The organism is Pseudomonas sp. B20(2017), from assembly GCF_002113125.1.
Classification (GTDB): domain Bacteria; phylum Pseudomonadota; class Gammaproteobacteria; order Pseudomonadales; family Pseudomonadaceae; genus Aquipseudomonas.
Genome location: NZ_NEJP01000002.1, coordinates 140,622 through 158,555 on the forward strand (window position 1 = coordinate 140,622; position 17,934 = coordinate 158,555).

Below are 17,934 nucleotides of genomic sequence, written 5' to 3' on the forward strand. Positions count from 1 at the left end.
GAACGAGAGCGAGGGTGTGTGCAGGGCATAAAGAAAGCGTAAAGAGTGGGTTTACGCGGGCGTTACAGCAACTCTTTTGCGCCGTCAGGCCGGGCCTCTTCGCGAGCAAGCCCGCTCCCACAGGGGTATGCGTTGTTTGGACAAGCGCATTTCAAAATGTGGGAGCGGGCTTGCCCGCGAAGACGGCAGCACAAACAGCATCGCACCCAACTGGCGCACAATTTTGTGGGCATTGCGCCGCGAACATCCCCGATACGACAGCTTTCAGCCTATTACGACCCACCAATACAAAATGGCACGCCCACTGCACACGACCTTCCCCGAGCTTTCCAAACCGTTCAGGGAGCAAACGCATGAACACACAACTCAAACCCACGCTGGGCACGTTGCACCTGTGGGGCATCGCGGTGGGGCTGGTGATTTCCGGGGAGTATTTCGGCTGGAGTTATGGCTGGGGCGTCGCGGGGACACTGGGCTTTCTGGTGACGTCATTTATGGTCGCGACCATGTACACCTGCTTCATCTTCAGCTTCACCGAATTGACCACGGCGATCCCCCACGCGGGCGGGCCGTTCGCCTACAGTCGCCGCGCCTTCGGTGAGAAAGGTGGGTTGATCGCCGGACTGGCGACGCTGATCGAATTCGTCTTCGCCCCGCCGGCGATTGCCCTGGCGATTGGCGCGTACCTGAACGTGCAGTTCCCGGCACTTGATCCGAAACACGCGGCGGTCGGCGCGTACATCGTGTTCATGGGTCTGAATATTCTTGGCGTGAAACTGGCCGCGACCTTCGAGTTGATCGTCTGCGTCCTGGCCGTCGCCGAGCTATTGGTGTTCATGGGCGTGGTCGCCCCGGCGTTCAGTTTCAGCAACTTTGCGCTCAATGGCTGGGCCGGCTCGGACATCTTCGGTGCTCCTGCGATTGCCGGGATGTTCGCGGCGATTCCGTTTGCGATCTGGTTTTTCCTCGCCATCGAAGGCGCAGCCATGGCGGCCGAAGAAGCCAAGGACCCGAAACGCACGATTCCCAAGGCCTACATCAGCGGTATTCTGACCCTGGTGTTGCTGGCCATGGGCGTGATGTTCTTCGCCGGCGGCGTCGGCGACTGGCGCATCCTGTCGAACATCAACGACCCGCTGCCTCAGGCAATGAAAACCGTGGTCGGTGACAACTCCGGCTGGCTGCACATGCTGGTGTGGATCGGTCTGTTCGGGCTGGTGGCGAGTTTCCACGGGATCATTCTCGGCTACTCGCGGCAATTCTTCGCCCTCGCCCGCGCCGGTTACCTGCCCGCCTCGCTGGCAAAGCTGTCGCGCTTCCAGACCCCGCACCGGGCGATCATCGCCGGCGGAGTGATCGGTATCGCGGCGATCTACAGTGACGGCCTGATCAACCTCGGCGGCATGACCCTCACCGCCGCGATGATCACCATGGCGGTGTTCGGCGCGATCGTGATGTACATCATGAGCATGCTCAGCCTGTTCAAACTGCGCCGCAGCGAACCGAATCTCGAACGTACCTTCCGGGCTCCGTGCTATCCGCTCGTTCCCATGATTGCACTGGTGCTGGCCGTGGTGTGCCTGGTGGCGATGGCCTGGTTCAATGCGCTGATCGGGCTGATCTTTCTCGGCTTCATGGCAGTCGGTTTCGGCTACTTCCTGTTGACCGGCCAATTGCGCGCCAACGCCCCGGCAGACGCCATGCTCACCGGACTGTAAACCGCCAGGGGCATAACCGGCCTAGAATGGAACCACTGCGAATGCACTTCGCTCAAAGTGGTATGCAGCGTTGCACGGCGAAACCCTCGCCCGTCGACCTGTCTTTAAGGAGAGCCGTTATGCCCTGGTATGCCTGGTTGATTCTGGTCGTTGCAATCGGCTCGATCGTCGGCGGTCTGATGATGTTGCGTGACACCGCCAACAAGGTCGAACTGACCGATGAACAACGCAAGCGCGTCGCTGAACGCAATGCCGAAGCGGACATCAAGGACGCGCGGGACCGCTGAACGAAAAACCCCGCCTGAATTCGGCGGGGTTTGTTTTTTGTGGTGATTACTTTTCCCAGTCAGCCTTGGCAATGTGCAAGCCATGCAGGCCTTTGTACGCCGCACGTTCCGGCTGGCTCCAGCCTTCGAGCAGCGCATCGTCCAGACGATAGATTTCCACCCCGAGCGGGCGGCACACGGTCAGCGGATCCTGTGCGTCCGGCCCCCACATCGCCAAAGACAAGTCACCACCCGGACAGGTCGACAACGCGCACAGCAAGTCGATTTCGGCGAAGAACTCCAGGTAATCGCCCTTCTGTGCCGGGCAGGCCTTCATGAAATACAGGTCATCGTGATTCAGGCCGGTGCACTGGAAGATGTTCAGCACGTCATGCACATCGAACTCGGTCAGGCCATGGGGCAACACGGCGCGGGTCAGGTTGGAATGGCAGTGATGATGGAAATCCTCGCCGGTGAGCATTTTGTTCACATAAGGATCGCAGCGCGTGCCGAGCAAATCGTGCAGGCGCCCGCCGTGCTCGTCGATGCCATAGTCGGCGAGGCTGTCATCGGTGATGGTCACCAGAGGTCGCAGAAAAGGCAGGTTCGACCAGAGGCGATCGTGGGTGCTGACATGCGCGCCCTGTAGTTGCCGGGTGCGCGCCGCCCACATCCGCTCACGCGGATCGTGTGCGTTCCACACATTGAAATCGCCCACCTGGGGCCCGACCGGTGTGGTGACACGAAACACATGCCCTGCCGGAACATGCCAGGCACGCCCGGTGCGGATCGGTACTTCGAATTGTTCGATCAGCGTGCGCCCGTCCTTGCGGTCGCGAATCCGTTCGTAGAAAGGTGTATTGACCTGTAACGCCGAGCCTTTGCTGACCTGATAGGCGGCCGGGTAGTCTTTGTACATGATTCTCCTGCTCCTCAAGTGATGGCAACTTTGCAAGCTGCAACCACTATCCGTGCCAACCGTTTATGGTTGTTACGAACTTGTTGGATTCATCGGCAGGCTTTTTAGAAGTAGAAGTACAGTCACCATTCAATTTGCATTGGTTAAGATGGCGGTCTTGTTGCGGAGAGTTTAAATGCGTTACTCGCAGGATCATAAAGCCCAGACCCATCAGCGCATCATCAAGGAAGCGTCCGAACGATTTCGCAAGGACGGTATTGGTGCGACTGGCCTGCAGCCACTGATGAAGGCGCTGGGCTTGACCCATGGCGGCTTTTATTCGCATTTCAAATCGAAGGACGAGTTGGTTGAAAAAGCCCTGCAAGCGGCTGGCGATCAGGTTGCGGGCTTGTGCGAGGAGCTGTTCGCCCAGGAAAAACCACTGGAAGCCTTCATCGATACGTACCTCTCCGAATGGCACCAGACCTCACCTCATGAAGGCTGCCCGCTGTTGACCATTTCTTCGGAACTGGGGCTACGCGGGCAGCCGAGCCCGACCAGCGATGAAGTGCTCAAGGCTCGCCTGGACCAAATCGAAGGCACCCTTGAAGGCGAGAACGCCGCCGAGCGCAGCATCGTCATAATGGCGACACTGGCCGGGGCGCTCCTGCTGTCACGCAGTGTCGCGGATCCTGAATTTGCGCAGCAGATCCTCGACGTCACCCGCGAACATCTCAAAAGGTCGGAAGACTAAGCCTGCCAGCGCTTGAACAGCACGCTGGCATTGACCCCACCGAAGCCGAATCCGTTGGACAGTGCATATTCGATCGGCATCGACCGTGACTGACCGTGGACGATGTCCACGCCTTCGCTCGCCGGATCAGGATTGTCGAAGTTGAGCGTTGGCGGAACGATCTGATCGCGAATCGCCAGCAACGTGAAGATCGCTTCGAGACCGCCGGCAGCTCCAAGTAAATGCCCGGTGGCGGACTTGGTTGACGCCACCGCGATTTTTTTCTCCGCGCCAAACACCGACTTGATCGCCGCCAGTTCACCCAGATCGCCAACCGGTGTCGAAGTTGCATGCGCGTTCAGATGCTGCACCTGACCCGGCGTGATGCCGGCCTGGGCCAGCGCCAGTGTCATCGCCCGCCGCGCACCGCTGCCGTCTTCCGGCCCGGCGGTCAGGTGATAGGCGTCGGCGCTGGTGCCATATCCCACCAGTTCGGCCAGCGGTTGCGCACCTCGTGCCAAGGCATGGTCCAGTGACTCGATAACCAGCAGACCGGCGCCCTCGCCCATCACGAAACCGTCACGCCCGCTGTCGAACGGACGTGAGGCGCGCTCAGGCGTGTCGTTATAGGCACTGGACAAGGCCCGCGCCGCCGCGAAACCGGCAAGGCTGACACGGTCGATGCAGGCTTCTGCGCCGCCGCATACCGCTATATCGGCTTCGCCGGAGCGAATCAATCGCGCCGCGTCACCAATCGCCTGCACTCCTGCAGCACAAGCGGTAACCGGTGCGCCGAGCGGCCCCTTGAGACCATGCTGGATCGAGACATGCCCCGCCGCGAGGTTGACCAGAAACGACGGGATGGTGAACGGCGACAAGCGTCGCGGGCCACGGCTGTCGGTGGTGCGCACCGCATCGGCAATCGCACCGAAGCCGCCGACACCGGAGCCGATGATGGTCGCGGTGCGCTCCTGAGCTTGGGATTCGGTCGGATGCCAGCCGGCCTGTTCAAGCGCCTGCCGTGCGGCCTCCATCGCGAACAGAATGAAGCGGTCCATTTTCTTCTGTTCTTTGGGTGGCGTGGCACGATCCGGGTCGAAACCTGCTTCGGCGTCCTCCTCCATCGTCGGCACCACGCCACCGACCCGGGTCGGCAGATCGGCAATTACCGCTTCCGGCAGGTTCCGCAATCCCGAACGCCCGGCCAGCAAGCGCTGCCAGACGACTTCGACGCCGCTTCCCAAGGGCGATACCAGGCCCATACCCGTGACAACTACTCGACGCTGATCCATATCGGGTTGACCTCTCGTAACTCGAAAATCGTTTACTTGTAACGGCTGGCCGCCGAACTGTGGGACAGGTTGGGCGCCATCACCAGACGCGCGGCAACAAAGGCTTGCCACTCGCCCGCATCAGGCAGCGAAGGAATGGTGACCAGTTCGCCCTGATCCAGACCAGACAACGCAGCATCGACCATCTCGCCCGCTTCCATGACCATTTCCGCCGGAATGCCGCTGGTATCAAAACCGGAGCGCTCCCAGATTTCGGTGCGGGTCACACCGGGCAATACCGCTTGCACCTTGACCCCGGTGCCTTCGAGTTCGGTATTGAGCGATTGAGTCAGGCTCAGCACGTAAGCCTTGCTGGCGCTGTAGGTGGCGTTGAAACGCTCGGGGAACAGGGCAACCACGGACGCAATGTTGATGATCGTGCCGCGCCCGGCCTGGGTGAACGCTGCAGCGGCAGAGGCGGCGAGTCGGGTCAGGGTCGTAACGTTCAACTGAATCAGTTTTTCCAGCTCGTCCGGGTCGGCGTTGGCCAGTAATCCATTGACCGCAACGCCAGCGTTGTTGACTAGCAGGCTGATACTGGAATCGCTGCGCAGACGCTGCTCAAGCTTGATCACATCATCCTTTTTCGTCAGGTCGGCCTTGAGCACTTCAACCTGAACGCCGTGGGCGTCTCGCAGCTTGCTCGCAGCCGATTCCAGACGCTCCTTGTCACGAGCGACCAGCAGCAGATCGAAACCACGCGCCGCCAATCGCTCGGCGTACACCGCTCCAATGCCGGAAGAAGCGCCCGTGACCAGCGCCGTACCTTGAGATTTCGGGGAATTCATGACGATACTCCTGAGATGCGTGAGGAATGAACGACCGCTGAAAAGCAGAAGGCTTCAGTGGCGACTGAAATTATTATAGGCATAATCTCAAGACAATATGATAGTCATAATTTTCCACTCCCCGACGGAAAGGCTGTCGCTCTCCTGCGTTGTGCTCCACCTGGAAGCAAAAAGGGCCGGTCAATGACCGGCCCTCTGGCGTTGAACAATCAGCTTAGTTCACTTCCAGCTTGTCGCGATTACGATCCAGAATCGCCTTGCCGATACCCTTCACTTCGAGCAGTTCATCCACCGACGCAAATGGACCATTTGTTTCGCGATACGCAACAATGGCATTCGCCTTCGCCTCACCCACGCCTGCCAGCTCCTTTTGCAGCGTCGCCGCATCTGCCCCGTTGAGATCGACTTTCCCACCTTTGGAAACGGATGCAGCATCCATCACCTGTGAGGTTTTCGGTGGTTCAGCTGTGACCACAGGCGCCGCAACCGCCGCGATCGAGGCGCTGGTGAGCAAGGCAAAAACCAGGGAGTAAAAGTAACTGCTACGCATAAGTGACGCTCCATCATCATTTGAGAAAGCAGCTTTTCCGAAGCTGCTCCCCAAACTTAGATCACGATGGCCACCTGTCAAAAACGTGTCCGTTACAGGATGTGAAACAATCAGGGCTCGAGACGGCGTTGCTGGTAGATCCAGTCAACGATTTCGCCGTCAGGGGTGTAGCCGCTCACGGTTTCACGCAATAGCTGGCGAACGCGGGAGTAGTCGTCTTTCTCGACGGCAATCAGCAGCTCATGCAATCGCGCCTTCAGCACATCCCAAGACAGATGATCTTCGTTGGCCGTCATGATCATCGGATGCGAGGTAGCGGCGACATTATCGCCGATCAGCAACTCTTCGTAGAGCTTCTCGCCCGGGCGCAAACCGGTGAACTCTATGGAAATGTCACCGTGAGGATTACGCTCGGAACGGATACTCAAGCCTGACAGATGAATCATTTTTTCTGCCAGTTCGACGATTTTCACCGGTTCGCCCATATCCAGCACGAACACATCGCCGCCCTGCCCCATTGATCCCGCCTGGATAACCAGTTGCGCCGCCTCGGGGATGGTCATGAAATAGCGGGTGATTTTCGGATGGGTGACGGTCAATGGGCCACCGGTTCTGATCTGGCTGTGAAACAGTGGAATCACTGAACCTGAAGAACCCAGCACGTTACCGAAACGAACCATGGTGAAACGAGTTTTATTCACCCGGGACACATTGGCTTTGTCGCCGAACAGAACCGGAGCCAACTCGCGGCTAAGGGCTTGAAGCGTCAATTCCGCAAGGCGCTTGGTGCTGCCCATAATGTTTGTTGGACGGACAGCTTTATCCGTGGAAATCAGCACAAAATTTGAAACACCGGACTGCAAGGCAGCCTGAGCGGTATTAAGCGTGCCGATTACATTGTTCAGCACACCTTCAGCAATGTTGTGCTCCACCATCGGCACATGCTTGTAGGCCGCAGCATGGTAAACCGTCTCGACCTTCCAGGTTTTCATGACGTCCAGCAATTTATCCTGGTGGCGAATTGATCCTAGGATCGGCAGCAACCTGACCGGCACCGATTGCCGAGAAGCACGCTGTTCCAGTTCCGACAAGATGTTGTAAAGATTGAACTCACTGTGTTCGAACAAAATCAGGGTCGTTGGCCGAAGCGCAAAGATCTGCCGACAAAGTTCCGAACCAATCGACCCCCCCGCCCCAGTGACCATGACAGTTTTGCCGCTGATGCACCGGGCTAGCAGGTCGGGTTGCGCAGGCACGGAATCGCGGCCCAGCAAGTCGGCAATATCAACTTCCTGAATATCCTCAACTTTGACTCGACCGCTGGCAAGATCGGTGAAATTGGGCACGCTTCGCACATGCAGTGGAAAACCTTCAAGAAGATTCAAGATCTCCCGACGTCGCGCCCGGGTGGACGATGGCAGGGCCAAAAGGATTTCCTGAGCCCCGGTGACATCGATCATTTGTTGAATGTGTTTGGGCTTATACACTTGCAGCCCGGAAATCGAACGGTCGGATATACCGGGATCGTCATCGATAAATGCCACCGGACGCATGACTCGCCCCATGCGCAGCGCTGCAACCAGCTGATTACCAGCGACTCCGGCACCGTAGATAGCCACTTTGGTCAGCCCATCGTCACGGTTGGTGAAAGGCACATGCTGCGCGGCAGTGAACCAGTCGCCCATGAAATATTGCCTTAGGCACAGCCGCAGGCCACCGATGATGACCATGCTCAACCACCAATAGTTGAAGATGATCGAACGCGGTACTACGGACTCATGATTGCTGTACCAGAAAACGACCACGGCCAATATCAATGAAGAAAGACTGACAGCCTTTACGATTGCAATAAGCGCATCGTTACCGAAGTAGCGCATGACAGCACGGTACATGCCAAAACGTATAAAAAACGGAATCGCAATAACTGGCGCGCATGCGAACAGCCATATATGAGCATCGATCGGGTTATACATATCATCGACGCCCAAACGCACGATGAAAGAGAGCCATAAAGCGACCCAAACCAACACCACGTCGGTAATCACCTGCAGCAAACGCTTTTGCTTGCGAGGCAGACCCAGTAAGACCGTCCGCACCTTATCCATTCACGCACTGGAGCACGTAGCTCCCTCCTTCAGCAGTCGAGGTTGGCATTCTACTCCCAATACCTGAAGGATCAGCTGAATAGTTGATCCAACAGCTGCGTCGATAACACTGCGCCCGCCAAGTCCAACCGATTCTGCGCGAGCAATTTACCCAGCGCATGGCTACAATCCCCCAACTACCGAAAATGTAAAGTGCTCTCAGACTTGCGAATCCCTTCGCGGTCAATCCATTGCATCGACCGAGGCACTGGCAAGGAGAGCAGGAGACGGAAATCCCATTACTCGTGAAGGTCTTCCCATCCAGCGAACATCATTTTCCAATTTTCAGTGCTTAATGAGAAATCATGTCCGAAAATCTTGTAGCTCACACAACCGCCGTGGATGCCGAGCGTCGCAGCATTATCAAAAACCAGCGACCTACCGTTATTTGGCTTACTGGGCTTAGCGGAGCGGGTAAATCATCCGTTGCCAACGCTTTGGAGCTGGCGCTGTGCAATGAAGGCCGACACACCTATCTGCTCGACGGCGACAACGTCCGGTTGGGTCTTTGCCATGACCTCGGATTCAGCGACAAGGATCGCATCGAAAACATACGTCGCATCTCCGAAGTCTCCAAGCTTTTCATCGATGCCGGATTGATCGTTATCACCGCTTTCATATCTCCGTTCAAACGTGACCGCGCCTTGGCTCGAGAAGTCATCGGTGCGGAAAATTTCATCGAGGTGTTCATTGACACCCCACTCAATGAGTGCGAACGCCGGGATCCAAAGGGTCTGTACAAAAAAGCTCGCCAGGGATTGATCGCCAACTTCACCGGCATCGACTCGGCCTATGAGCCGCCGGAAAACCCGCAGATCAAAATCAACACTCTGGAAGATGATCTTCCGACTGCAGCCCGGCGCATCATCGACTTTATCAACAAGCAATCGAACCAATGAAAACCCTAGTCATTATTGGCGCAGGCTTCAGTGGAACGGTTGCCGCCATCGAGTTTCTGCGTTCCGCCCCCGAAGACACTCGACTGATCATCATCAATAGATCTGGCGCAGTTGCGCGGGGCTTGGCGTATGGCACCAGCAGTTCAAAACACCTGCTGAATGTCCCGGCAGGCAATATGAGCGCGCTCGTCGATGATCCAGACTCGTTTCTGAACTACTGCCAGGCTCTCATTCCCGATACGACCTCCAGTTCGTTTGTATCCAGAAAACTGTATGGCGATTATCTTGCTTCGCTACTGGAAAGTGCCGAAAGAGATACCAAAAGCCATATTGCGGTTGAACGTATCTGCGCAGAAGTCGTGTCACTCAAACCCCAGGAGCAAGGTGCTCAGATAAAACTGTCTGGAGGCAAGACGGTCTTGGCCGATCAGGTCATTTTGGCATTCGGCCACTTCCCGCCGCGTACGCCGGCAGCACTGACGAGCCTGCTCGAATCGCCGTACTACGTCGCCAATCCGTGGGCTGGATCAGTGACCGACTCGGACAAGCAAAGTGAATCGGTTCTACTGATCGGAAGTGGCCTGACTGCACTTGACGTGGTCTCAAGTCTTGGAAAAGTCAGCGATGCAGGTCAGATATACCTGCTCTCGCGCCGCGGACTAATGCCACTGTCACACCGGGCTCACAAGAGCGGGCAGCAGCCACCGACGTCTTGGCGCGATGAAATGCTCAATGCTGAACCGACGGTCTTGAGTTACTTGCGAACCCTCAAGGCGCAAGTTGAAGCGGGGAAAGCGCTCGGACTAAACTGGCGCGATGTTGTAGCTGCTATTCGCCCGATTACCTCTCGACTGTGGATGCGCCTGCAGACGAAGGAGCGCAGACGGTTTCTTCGCCACCTGCAACCCTATTGGGATGTTCACCGCCATCGCGTAGCACCGCAAACCCATGATTTTTTTGCGGACGCAGTCAACCGCAAAAAAATCATTCCCATCGCCGGGCGTATCCGCTCGATTGAGACAGGCGATGGAAAAACGCTGATCACCTTACAGCGACGCGGTCGTCATGATGTAGAGAAACTGCAGATTGATCGTATCATCAATTGCACAGGACCGAACTCCAATCCGAACCTGATTGATGAATCGCTGATCCAGCAATTGATCAGCGACGGGCTGATAACTGTCGACGACCTTGGCTTGGGCTTGCTCGTCAATGAGCATCTCTGCGTACAAAGCAAAAACGGCAACCCATCCTCGTGGCTTAGTTATGTCGGGCCGATGCTCAAAGCCGAACTGTGGGAAGCCACCGCAGTTCCCGAACTGCGCGTGCACGCGAGCGCACTGGCCAGACGGATATCCGGTAAATTCAAACAACCTTGAGCCTGCCACGCCCCCAGGGAACGCCAGCACATTGACGCCCAAACGTTACGTGCGCGTACCCTGGATCGAGTCCCTCTCTAAGCCGGCTGCTTCAGGTTGATCTCTAAGAAACTCCATCAGGATCCAAACGGACAATGAACTCTGTACTCGTGCTCGGCGACTCTCACGCTTTGGTTTTCAGCTCCGAACAAATGAGAGGCTTGTTTCCCGAACATTCCTTCGAGGTCATATCCGTCGGCGGAGCTACGGTATCCGGATTGAAGAATCCGAATGCCGTCACTCAAGCCATGCCGCAATATCTCGCCGCACTGCAAGCCACCACCGCAAACACAGTCATCGTAATGCTGGGTGAGGTCGATACAGGGTTTGTAATTTGGTACCGGGCACAAAAATATGGCAGCTCCGTCGAGCAAATGTTGGCGCAAGCCGTTGGCAATTACCAAAACCTGCTGCGGGATATAGCGAAGAAATTTCAAGTGATCTGCATCAGCACTCCTCTTCCGACTATCCGTGACGACATGCAGTGGGGAGATGTTGCCAACTTGCGAAAAGAAGTAACCGCTTCCCTGTCCCAACGGACGCAACTGACTAAAGAGTTCAACTCGCTCATGGAAAATTTTTGCCTTAAAACAGGCATAAGCCACCTGAACTTTGATGAGCTTTCCACTGATGAGTTGGGTCAGCTTAAAGAAACCCTACGCAACCCGGACCCCAACGACCATCACTATGATCAGACAGCGCACGCGAAGATGATAGAACCCCTTCTAAAGCCTGTGCTGCTGCACAGCAAAACCGACAAACAACTTGCTGCTGAACCAGAAACTGCCATCGCGCCCCCTGCTGAAAACACCTCATTCATTGGTAATCTAGTGAGAACATTTCTTCGCAGGAATAAAAAAACCCGTTGATCACTCAACGGGTTTGTTCGATTAGCTGACAGCAGCCGCGAATCGGCGCACGCCTCTCACGCAATTCTTGAGGATGGGCTCTCTTCCAGCCATTGCACAAACCGCTCGAGCCCCTGCTCGAAGGTGACGGCAGGCGTCCATCCCAACGAACGCTTGGCTCGCTCGATGCACAAAACACTCACAGGCACGTCAAACCCTCGGGCGGCCATGTACTGCCGATTCGCCTCACGTCCCGTAATCTTTTCAATCGCATCCAGCAACTCATTCAAACTGTGCCCATGACCAGAGCCAATATTGAACACGTGTTCATCGGCAGAGCACTCAATAGACGCCAGCAAGGCTTGCACAACATCAGCGACATGAATGTAGTCACGAACCACCGACCCATCGCCCCAGATTTCAATGGGTTCACCGCGCAGGACTTTACCCAGAAAAACTGCGACAGCACCTTGGCTGGAATGGGTTCGCTGCCCTTCTCCATACGGATTGGCCAATCGCAAGACGGTGTAATCAAGGCCATGCAGGCGATGAAAAAGTGCCAGATATTTCTCGATTGCCAATTTCGCAATCCCGTACGAACACGCAGGATCAGTAGGATGCGTTTCGGGAATCGGCACCTGCAGGGGATCACCGTAAACGGTTCCTCCCGATGACACGAAAACGATCTTCTTGATACCGGCCTCGACGGCGAGGTTCAACAAGCGAATGGTTCCCACGAGATTACTCTCAATATCAAACACTGGGTCTGCGTTCGATGATTTAGGCAACGTCGTCGACACAAGGTGGTAACAGACATCACAGTCTCTTAACGCTTCGGTTATATCGGCCTCACTGGTGAAGTCGCCTTCATACAACTCGAAACGTGTATCCGCTGTGTGCGATTCACCAAGCGCCACAACGTTAGGCCGATCAAAGCAGCGCACAGCATGCCCCTGCTCCAGCAATGCCTCTATCAGGTGGGTACCGATGAAGCCGCGACCGCCCAATACCAACGTCCGCAATCCTGAGGATGTCGAGGTGTTCTCGGATGTGTTCAATGTAGTCTCCAATGCTTTAGAGGCTTGATTTGCTTGGGAGTGAGCAGCTGGCCAAGCACTGCGCAGATCAGCCCGTTCAAAGCGCTGCAAATAAAAAATGTAGCAGTGACAACCCAGGCAGAACAAAGCAACTCGCAGGTGAGGTTGCGCATGACGGGCCTGGGCCTGACTGCCCTTGACCCAAGCCCCCGCATGCTGGCCTCAATTCTCCCAACGTCGTCTGAAAATCTGACGGCGAACCGGTACAGACTCGCAACCAGCCTGGTCACTCCTGTCGGGCTTTGATATCGCGCTCGAACAAACGAACGTACTGCGCCGCGACCGCATCGATTCGATAGCGATTGGAAACCTCTTTCACCCGCCCGAACGCCTCGCGGTACTTTGCGTTGTCGCTAGCAAAACCGGCGATCACTTTTGCAGCCTGCTCGATCGGTACTTCCCAATCTTCAAGGGCGATCACCTCACCGGCGATCTGATCTCCAATTGTCAGCATGTTTCGAATGTCGCCGACTTCGGACGCGATGTAGGGCTTACCCGCGAAGAGACAGTCAACGATAGTCAGAGGAAAGCTCTCGGACTTGAATTTGGTCAGCATAATGCCCATGTCGGCCGCCGCGTAATGTCCGACCGAGTCCTTGCTGAATCCGGTCAGGCAGACAAAGTCAGGTACGCCAACGCGGCAATATTCGTCATACACAGGCCCGTTACCGACCAGTAATAAACGTATGTCCACTCCCGAAAGCGCGCGCGCCAGGGTTACGGCCTCAATGGCTTCGTCCCAGCCTTTGTCAGGTATTGCCCGACTGACGCAGCAAAGTACGAAAGCGTCCTGCGCAATGCCCAACTGCTCACGCTCGACTGGCACGACGGTAGGAGGCTGAAGGCCATTAGGCACTTTGATGAAACGCCCGGAGTCTTCCTCATATAGCGAGAAATTCACGAACGGACCAATATTCTTCTCAGCGGTATAAACCCAGGTAGTCACCTCTCGATTTGCCGCTTTGAGTTGCTCCTCAGTCACCGCGAAAGCGTCGCCGTGCTCAATCATGCCGTGCAACGATGCAACATGAGAGCCTAACTGCGAAAACACTCCAGGCAGGCTTATCGGATACTTCTGAATATGCCATTGATGACTATTCAAGGCTTCGATACCAAACTCGCTGATTAGCGACTTGACCTCATCAAGATCATTTGTTTCGACCAGCGGTACATCCGCGCGCAACATACGGCGAACCCCGTCCTCGCGCGCCGTCAGGCCGGCACTCAGCAGGATCACCGAGTATCCTTGACGCTTGAATTCGTTCGCCAGGCGTATTGGCAGAATTTCCGCGCCACCCGGGTAGAAACCAATGGTTGACACCATAATGTTCGGAGTTCGGTTGGCACGCGCCGCAAAAATAGCATCGCGACCATACCAGGCGTAGAACTCCTCTTGAGAGTTGTTGACGTTGATGTCGTAAAGTCGCCGACTACTTTCCTCACAAAGCTCGAGCACCGAAAGCGGTACGTTGTACAACGCCTGTACGGTGCGGCTGGCGATACCGAGTTCTCGATAAAAGACCTCTCGCTGATAGGTCTGCTGGGCAGCGCTGCCAACGTAACGACGGAAAAAGTTGGTACCGTCTACCGAATAGGCAACCTTGCCACCGCGAATCAGATGAAGGTAAAAAACCCAGTCGCCAGCCACTCGCATGGACAGCCACTCTTCATCATCGAGCAAAGGCAGATCTACAGGACGTTTGAATACAACACCGCTGGCATTAGGAATCGTATTTTTGATCCCCAATGCGTAGCGCACTTCATTGTGAGCAGTATCTACATACGATTCCGCCCACTTCTCTGCGCACTCCAGGTCACTCACGTACTTATGGAATTCGCCTTCCTGAACGACTTCATCGCTGGTGACAAACTCGCAGCGAGCGTAGGCGAGCATGACTGCTTCATCATCAAAACAACGCACAAGTGCCTGAAGAAAGTTTTCATCGCAGTAATCGTCGCTCTCGGCAACCCACACGAGATCGCCGGTCGCCGCTTTGATACCTTTGGACCATTGTCTGAAAACACCACCGGAATTGGTGTCATTGAACAATGTGGTCGTTACATCTGGGAACTTTTGCGCATACTCGTTCAATACCGAGCGGCTTTCGTCAGACGAACAGTCATCCATCAAGATGACTTCAAAATTCCGGTAGGTTTGGCCATAGATACTGTCCAGACGCTTACGCAGAAAACGCTCATGGTTATAATTCGGCACAATCACCGAAACTTTAGGCATTAACGTCTTCGACTTGATTGCCAGCAAGCCGCGACTTGTCTCATTGACGCGACCAAAACCTGCAACTCTGTCAGGTTCCAGAAACAGCCCGCGACTCCAGTCGTTCCAGGCATTGACGAACACCAGCTGCCGATCCTTCGAGTGCCTGGTCTTGGTACTGGTGATCGCAGCATCCAGCCAGCGACGGTACTCGCGAGCACAAAAGCGTGTGTACACCAGCGGCGACTTTGCAGCGTATGCAGACTCATCCCTGGCCAGAGTAATACCGTTGAAAACAGGGAAAGAGCGCGACTGGGCATTTTCCCCTCGCGTGATGCCATTCGCCACTATGACCGAATAGGGAACAGCGGCAATCCCGTTCTTCTGTTGTGGCGAAAAAGTGCCGATTTCACCCTTGAGAGGCTCCACAGGCAGGTCCAGAACGGCATCGCATAGCTGAGACAGTTTTTCGTTCCAGATGCCATCGTCAACCTGTGCCGATTGAGCAATCAGATAGGCCTTGATGTATAGCTGGGAAAGTCGATCGCGTAAGTCGATGAGCGCCTCGAAATTGTTGGGTGTCGAGCATTCGACAACAACCACCGGACGCCCTTCGACACGCAGATATCGCCGATCACGAACAGCTTCTCGCAGACGAGCAGGCAAGTTTTCTTCTTGCGCTGAAATTCGGACGCAAAATTGGAAGTCAATGTTCTTGTGATCGAGAAATACTTCCACAGGCTGTTGTGGACAATCAGCACCAGCAGGACTATCCCATTGGAAACAAAAGCCGTAAAGCCCGTGACTTTTGGCCAAACGGACTTGTTTTTCCAACACCTCGCTGTCGAGTGGATCATAAAATCCGAGATAGTCATTCGGCAGCAACTGAGCCCCACCCTTGGAAGAAGAACGCGCGTCGCGCAACTTGTCCCAATGCGGCAAAACATATAGAGCAAAAAGTTTAATGCTGCTCCCGGAAAAACCGAAACGGACGTCATCTTCATAACGAATGACCGCACCAGGCACCGTAATCCGCTGCTCCGAAGCACCCGAAACAACGTAGTGCCAGAACGGATTTATATTAGCTGCCTGGATATCCTTATACGTCTCAAGATAGCCAACAGTATCAAAATCATCGGAAGGGTTTTTTCCTTCATACCAGCCGAATCCGCAATAGTGGCGAATCGGATCCAGGTTGAGTTTCTTCAGCTCTGGATACATCGCCAGATAATAATCGGCATCAAACATTCCAGAATTTCTGATGGCTTCAGCTTGTGCCGCAATGATTTCCGGAGAGACCTGTTGGAAAACAATAGGCCTGGCCTCTGCCTCTACACGTTTTTTCCGCGTCCAGGTACGGACATGGCCAGCGATAGAGCGCCCTTCCAACCGGCCGTTGCTCAGATAGTGAACCAGCGGATTTACAGCAGCAGCGGCAACATCCGGATAGTCTCGGAGGTATTTTTCGTTACTGAACAAAGCGGAAGGGTTACGCCCCTCCTTCCACCCATCATTAAGATAGTGCAAGAGTGGATCGACGCCCTGATCTTTAACGTCAGGATTCTGTGTAAGGTAGTAGCTCTTATCAAACAGCTCACTGGCGCCCAACAGACTGATAGCGGAGTCATCACCCCGCGCGCGACGTTCTCTCAGGACCTGAATTGCCTTGCCCAGTGAGGTATTGCTCAACCGGCGCAATGTCCGACGAGCCAGCACACCGCTTCTGCGCAGTGGCAACGTTACCCGCCATGAGCGAGACTCATAGGCTTTCTGCAGCTCTTGTCGGGCGGCAGCCACTTCAGCATCTTTTTGCAGCTGAATCCTGGCAATCTCTTCCTCACCCACAACAAGCTGAGTCTTCAGGTTGTCGATCTGGCGGGTGAGCTTGTCGATTTCGGCCTCACGTTTTTCCGCAACAAGACGAAATTCGGTGATCTGCGTTGCACTTTCAGCGGCGTAAGCGTCCAGCGAACCGATTTTCGCCTCAAGCGTGGCCACCGTCTGACCCAGGGCAACAATACGTGCGCTGCGTTCGCCGAGGGATTGGTGGCGCCCTCTGATTAGCTTGATCGCTCGCAAAGCAAGCATCAATTCATCATTCGTAAACGTTTCCTTGGCTTTCGGCGGCTCGGTGTCGTAACCCAATACCGCAAAATCCTCGGCGTACAAAGTCCGGATCAAACTGGCACTGCGCTCTGTCACGAACTCGGGAAGATAGGGAATCAGACTTTCATTTGCACGACGGTCGGCGAAGGGGTCGGGAATAAATTCACCCAAGTGCTCGGCCAACGCTTTACTAAGCCGAGGAGCCTCTTCAATTTTGGCCAGTACGGTGTAGCTGATTAGATCAGGACGCAGCAACATGACCTGAGGCGTCCAATGCTGGTCCCAGTAGGTTGGCGCTTCCTGACTGGCAAGATGCTCAAGAAAGCCCTCAAATGCCAAGGCAATATCATTAGCGTCTCTGAGCGGCTGGTGATAAAAATCACGCTGAAGATAAGGCCCAACCTGCTGTGGTTCCTGCAACAGCAACTTCGACTGCCACGCCGAAAAAATTCGCTTGTAAGGGTTTCTCACCACAGCGAAACGAAAATACGAGTCCGACGTCAGGGCTTCACGCAGCTCGGCGGGAGCAAGCCCTGTAACATGCGGCGCAACCCTGTGCATCTCGTGGACGAGTTGATCCGGGTTGCTTTCAGCACTATCAGTGATCTCGCTAAGCGCCTTCGAGCAGCCTACCAGCGAAGCAAACCACCATTTAAGGGATGTACATGCAACTTTCGGGGTGCTTACGTAAAAGAGCTTGTGCTGCTCCGAACGATAGCCACTCCAGCGGAGATAGTTAAATACTGCGGCTTCGTCACTTGGTGGCCAATCACTGATATTTAGCATTTACGTCATAAACCTTATGAATATGCTGCAGCGCAGCATCAAACTTCCAAGTCCATTATTCCATTACACAAGTCAACAACACCGCGTTTGACTCGTAACTTCGAATCGGGCGAACGGCTGGTTCCTTCAGCCGCCGG

Annotated in this window: 13 protein-coding genes; 6 read left to right on the forward strand and 7 right to left on the reverse strand. The window is 55.3% G+C overall.

Annotation, left to right across the window (positions count from 1 at the left end):
• The first annotated feature begins 353 nt into the window (after positions 1-353).
• Together eat and CAF63_RS03705 are read left to right on the forward strand one after the other, a co-directional pair.
• Positions 354-1,718, forward strand: a complete 1,365-nt coding sequence (gene eat, locus CAF63_RS03700; protein ID WP_085683453.1) for an ethanolamine permease — start codon at positions 354-356, stop codon at positions 1,716-1,718.
• Between the two features lie 119 nt (positions 1,719-1,837).
• Positions 1,838-2,005 carry a DUF2897 family protein gene (locus CAF63_RS03705; RefSeq protein ID WP_085683454.1) on the forward strand — a complete coding sequence of 56 codons (168 nt, stop codon included), beginning with the start codon at positions 1,838-1,840 and terminating at the stop codon, positions 2,003-2,005.
• Between the two features lie 46 nt (positions 2,006-2,051).
• Here the strand turns inward: CAF63_RS03705 and CAF63_RS03710 are convergent, their stop codons facing one another.
• Positions 2,052-2,903, reverse strand: a complete 852-nt coding sequence (locus CAF63_RS03710; RefSeq protein WP_085683455.1) for a DUF1989 domain-containing protein — start codon at positions 2,901-2,903, stop codon at positions 2,052-2,054.
• 175 nt (positions 2,904-3,078) lie between these two features.
• Between CAF63_RS03710 and CAF63_RS03715 the strand changes: the two genes are divergently transcribed.
• Positions 3,079-3,636, forward strand: a complete 558-nt coding sequence (locus tag CAF63_RS03715) for a TetR/AcrR family transcriptional regulator (RefSeq protein WP_007950936.1) — start codon at positions 3,079-3,081, stop codon at positions 3,634-3,636.
• Here the strand turns inward: CAF63_RS03715 and fabF are convergent.
• From fabF to CAF63_RS03735, 4 genes are all read right to left on the reverse strand, one after another.
• Positions 3,633-4,907: a beta-ketoacyl-ACP synthase II gene (gene fabF / locus CAF63_RS03720; protein WP_085683456.1), complete on the reverse strand. Its 1,275-nt coding sequence runs from the start codon at positions 4,905-4,907 to the stop codon at positions 3,633-3,635. The genes CAF63_RS03715 and fabF overlap by 4 nt on opposite strands.
• 32 nt (positions 4,908-4,939) lie before the next feature.
• Positions 4,940-5,734, reverse strand: a complete 795-nt coding sequence (locus tag CAF63_RS03725; protein WP_085683457.1) for an SDR family oxidoreductase — start codon at positions 5,732-5,734, stop codon at positions 4,940-4,942.
• Positions 5,735-5,948: 214 nt separating this feature from the next.
• A complete protein-coding gene (locus CAF63_RS03730) occupies positions 5,949-6,284 on the reverse strand; it encodes a helix-hairpin-helix domain-containing protein (RefSeq protein WP_085683458.1) in 336 nt (111 codons plus the stop codon).
• A gap of 110 nt (positions 6,285-6,394) precedes the next feature.
• Positions 6,395-8,389, reverse strand: coding sequence for a nucleoside-diphosphate sugar epimerase/dehydratase (locus CAF63_RS03735; RefSeq protein WP_085683459.1), 1,995 nt, complete (start codon positions 8,387-8,389; stop codon positions 6,395-6,397).
• A gap of 344 nt (positions 8,390-8,733) precedes the next feature.
• On the opposite strand from CAF63_RS03735, the gene cysC reads away from it, so the two are divergent.
• The 3 genes from cysC to CAF63_RS03750 all read left to right on the forward strand — a co-directional run bounded on the left by cysC (position 8,734) and on the right by CAF63_RS03750 (position 11,614).
• The gene (gene cysC / locus CAF63_RS03740; protein WP_085683460.1) at positions 8,734-9,327 is read left to right on the forward strand and encodes an adenylyl-sulfate kinase; all 594 of its coding nucleotides are present in this window, start codon (positions 8,734-8,736) and stop codon (positions 9,325-9,327) included.
• On the forward strand, positions 9,324-10,706 hold the full coding sequence (locus CAF63_RS03745) for an FAD/NAD(P)-binding protein (RefSeq protein ID WP_085683461.1): 1,383 nt from the start codon (positions 9,324-9,326) through the stop codon (positions 10,704-10,706). The genes cysC and CAF63_RS03745 overlap by 4 nt, the downstream gene beginning before the upstream one ends.
• A gap of 134 nt (positions 10,707-10,840) precedes the next feature.
• Positions 10,841-11,614, forward strand: coding sequence for an SGNH/GDSL hydrolase family protein (locus CAF63_RS03750; RefSeq protein WP_178081260.1), 774 nt, complete (start codon positions 10,841-10,843; stop codon positions 11,612-11,614).
• Positions 11,615-11,670: 56 nt separating this feature from the next.
• On the opposite strand, the gene CAF63_RS03755 is transcribed toward CAF63_RS03750, so the two are convergent.
• Together CAF63_RS03755 and CAF63_RS03760 are read right to left on the reverse strand one after the other, a co-directional pair.
• On the reverse strand, positions 11,671-12,651 hold the full coding sequence (locus CAF63_RS03755) for an NAD-dependent epimerase/dehydratase family protein (RefSeq protein WP_085683462.1): 981 nt from the start codon (positions 12,649-12,651) through the stop codon (positions 11,671-11,673).
• A gap of 265 nt (positions 12,652-12,916) precedes the next feature.
• A complete protein-coding gene (locus tag CAF63_RS03760) occupies positions 12,917-17,797 on the reverse strand; it encodes a glycoside hydrolase family 99-like domain-containing protein (RefSeq protein WP_085683463.1) in 4,881 nt (1,626 codons plus the stop codon).
• Positions 17,798-17,934: the final 137 nt, after the last annotated feature.

Coding starts and splice junctions, on each gene's coding strand:
- CAF63_RS03710 (WP_085683455.1), bottom strand. CDS start 2,903: ATGTACAAAGACTACCCGGCCGCCTATCAGGTCAGCAAAGGCTCGGCG.
- CAF63_RS03715 (WP_007950936.1), top strand. CDS start 3,079: ATGCGTTACTCGCAGGATCATAAAGCCCAGACCCATCAGCGCATCATC.
- fabF (WP_085683456.1), bottom strand. CDS start 4,907: ATGGATCAGCGTCGAGTAGTTGTCACGGGTATGGGCCTGGTATCGCCC.
- CAF63_RS03760 (WP_085683463.1), bottom strand. CDS start 17,797: ATGCTAAATATCAGTGATTGGCCACCAAGTGACGAAGCCGCAGTATTT.
- eat (WP_085683453.1), top strand. CDS start 354: ATGAACACACAACTCAAACCCACGCTGGGCACGTTGCACCTGTGGGGC.
- cysC (WP_085683460.1), top strand. CDS start 8,734: ATGTCCGAAAATCTTGTAGCTCACACAACCGCCGTGGATGCCGAGCGT.
- CAF63_RS03705 (WP_085683454.1), top strand. CDS start 1,838: ATGCCCTGGTATGCCTGGTTGATTCTGGTCGTTGCAATCGGCTCGATC.
- CAF63_RS03735 (WP_085683459.1), bottom strand. CDS start 8,389: ATGGATAAGGTGCGGACGGTCTTACTGGGTCTGCCTCGCAAGCAAAAG.
- CAF63_RS03750 (WP_178081260.1), top strand. CDS start 10,841: ATGAACTCTGTACTCGTGCTCGGCGACTCTCACGCTTTGGTTTTCAGC.
- CAF63_RS03725 (WP_085683457.1), bottom strand. CDS start 5,734: ATGAATTCCCCGAAATCTCAAGGTACGGCGCTGGTCACGGGCGCTTCT.
- CAF63_RS03745 (WP_085683461.1), top strand. CDS start 9,324: ATGAAAACCCTAGTCATTATTGGCGCAGGCTTCAGTGGAACGGTTGCC.
- CAF63_RS03730 (WP_085683458.1), bottom strand. CDS start 6,284: ATGCGTAGCAGTTACTTTTACTCCCTGGTTTTTGCCTTGCTCACCAGC.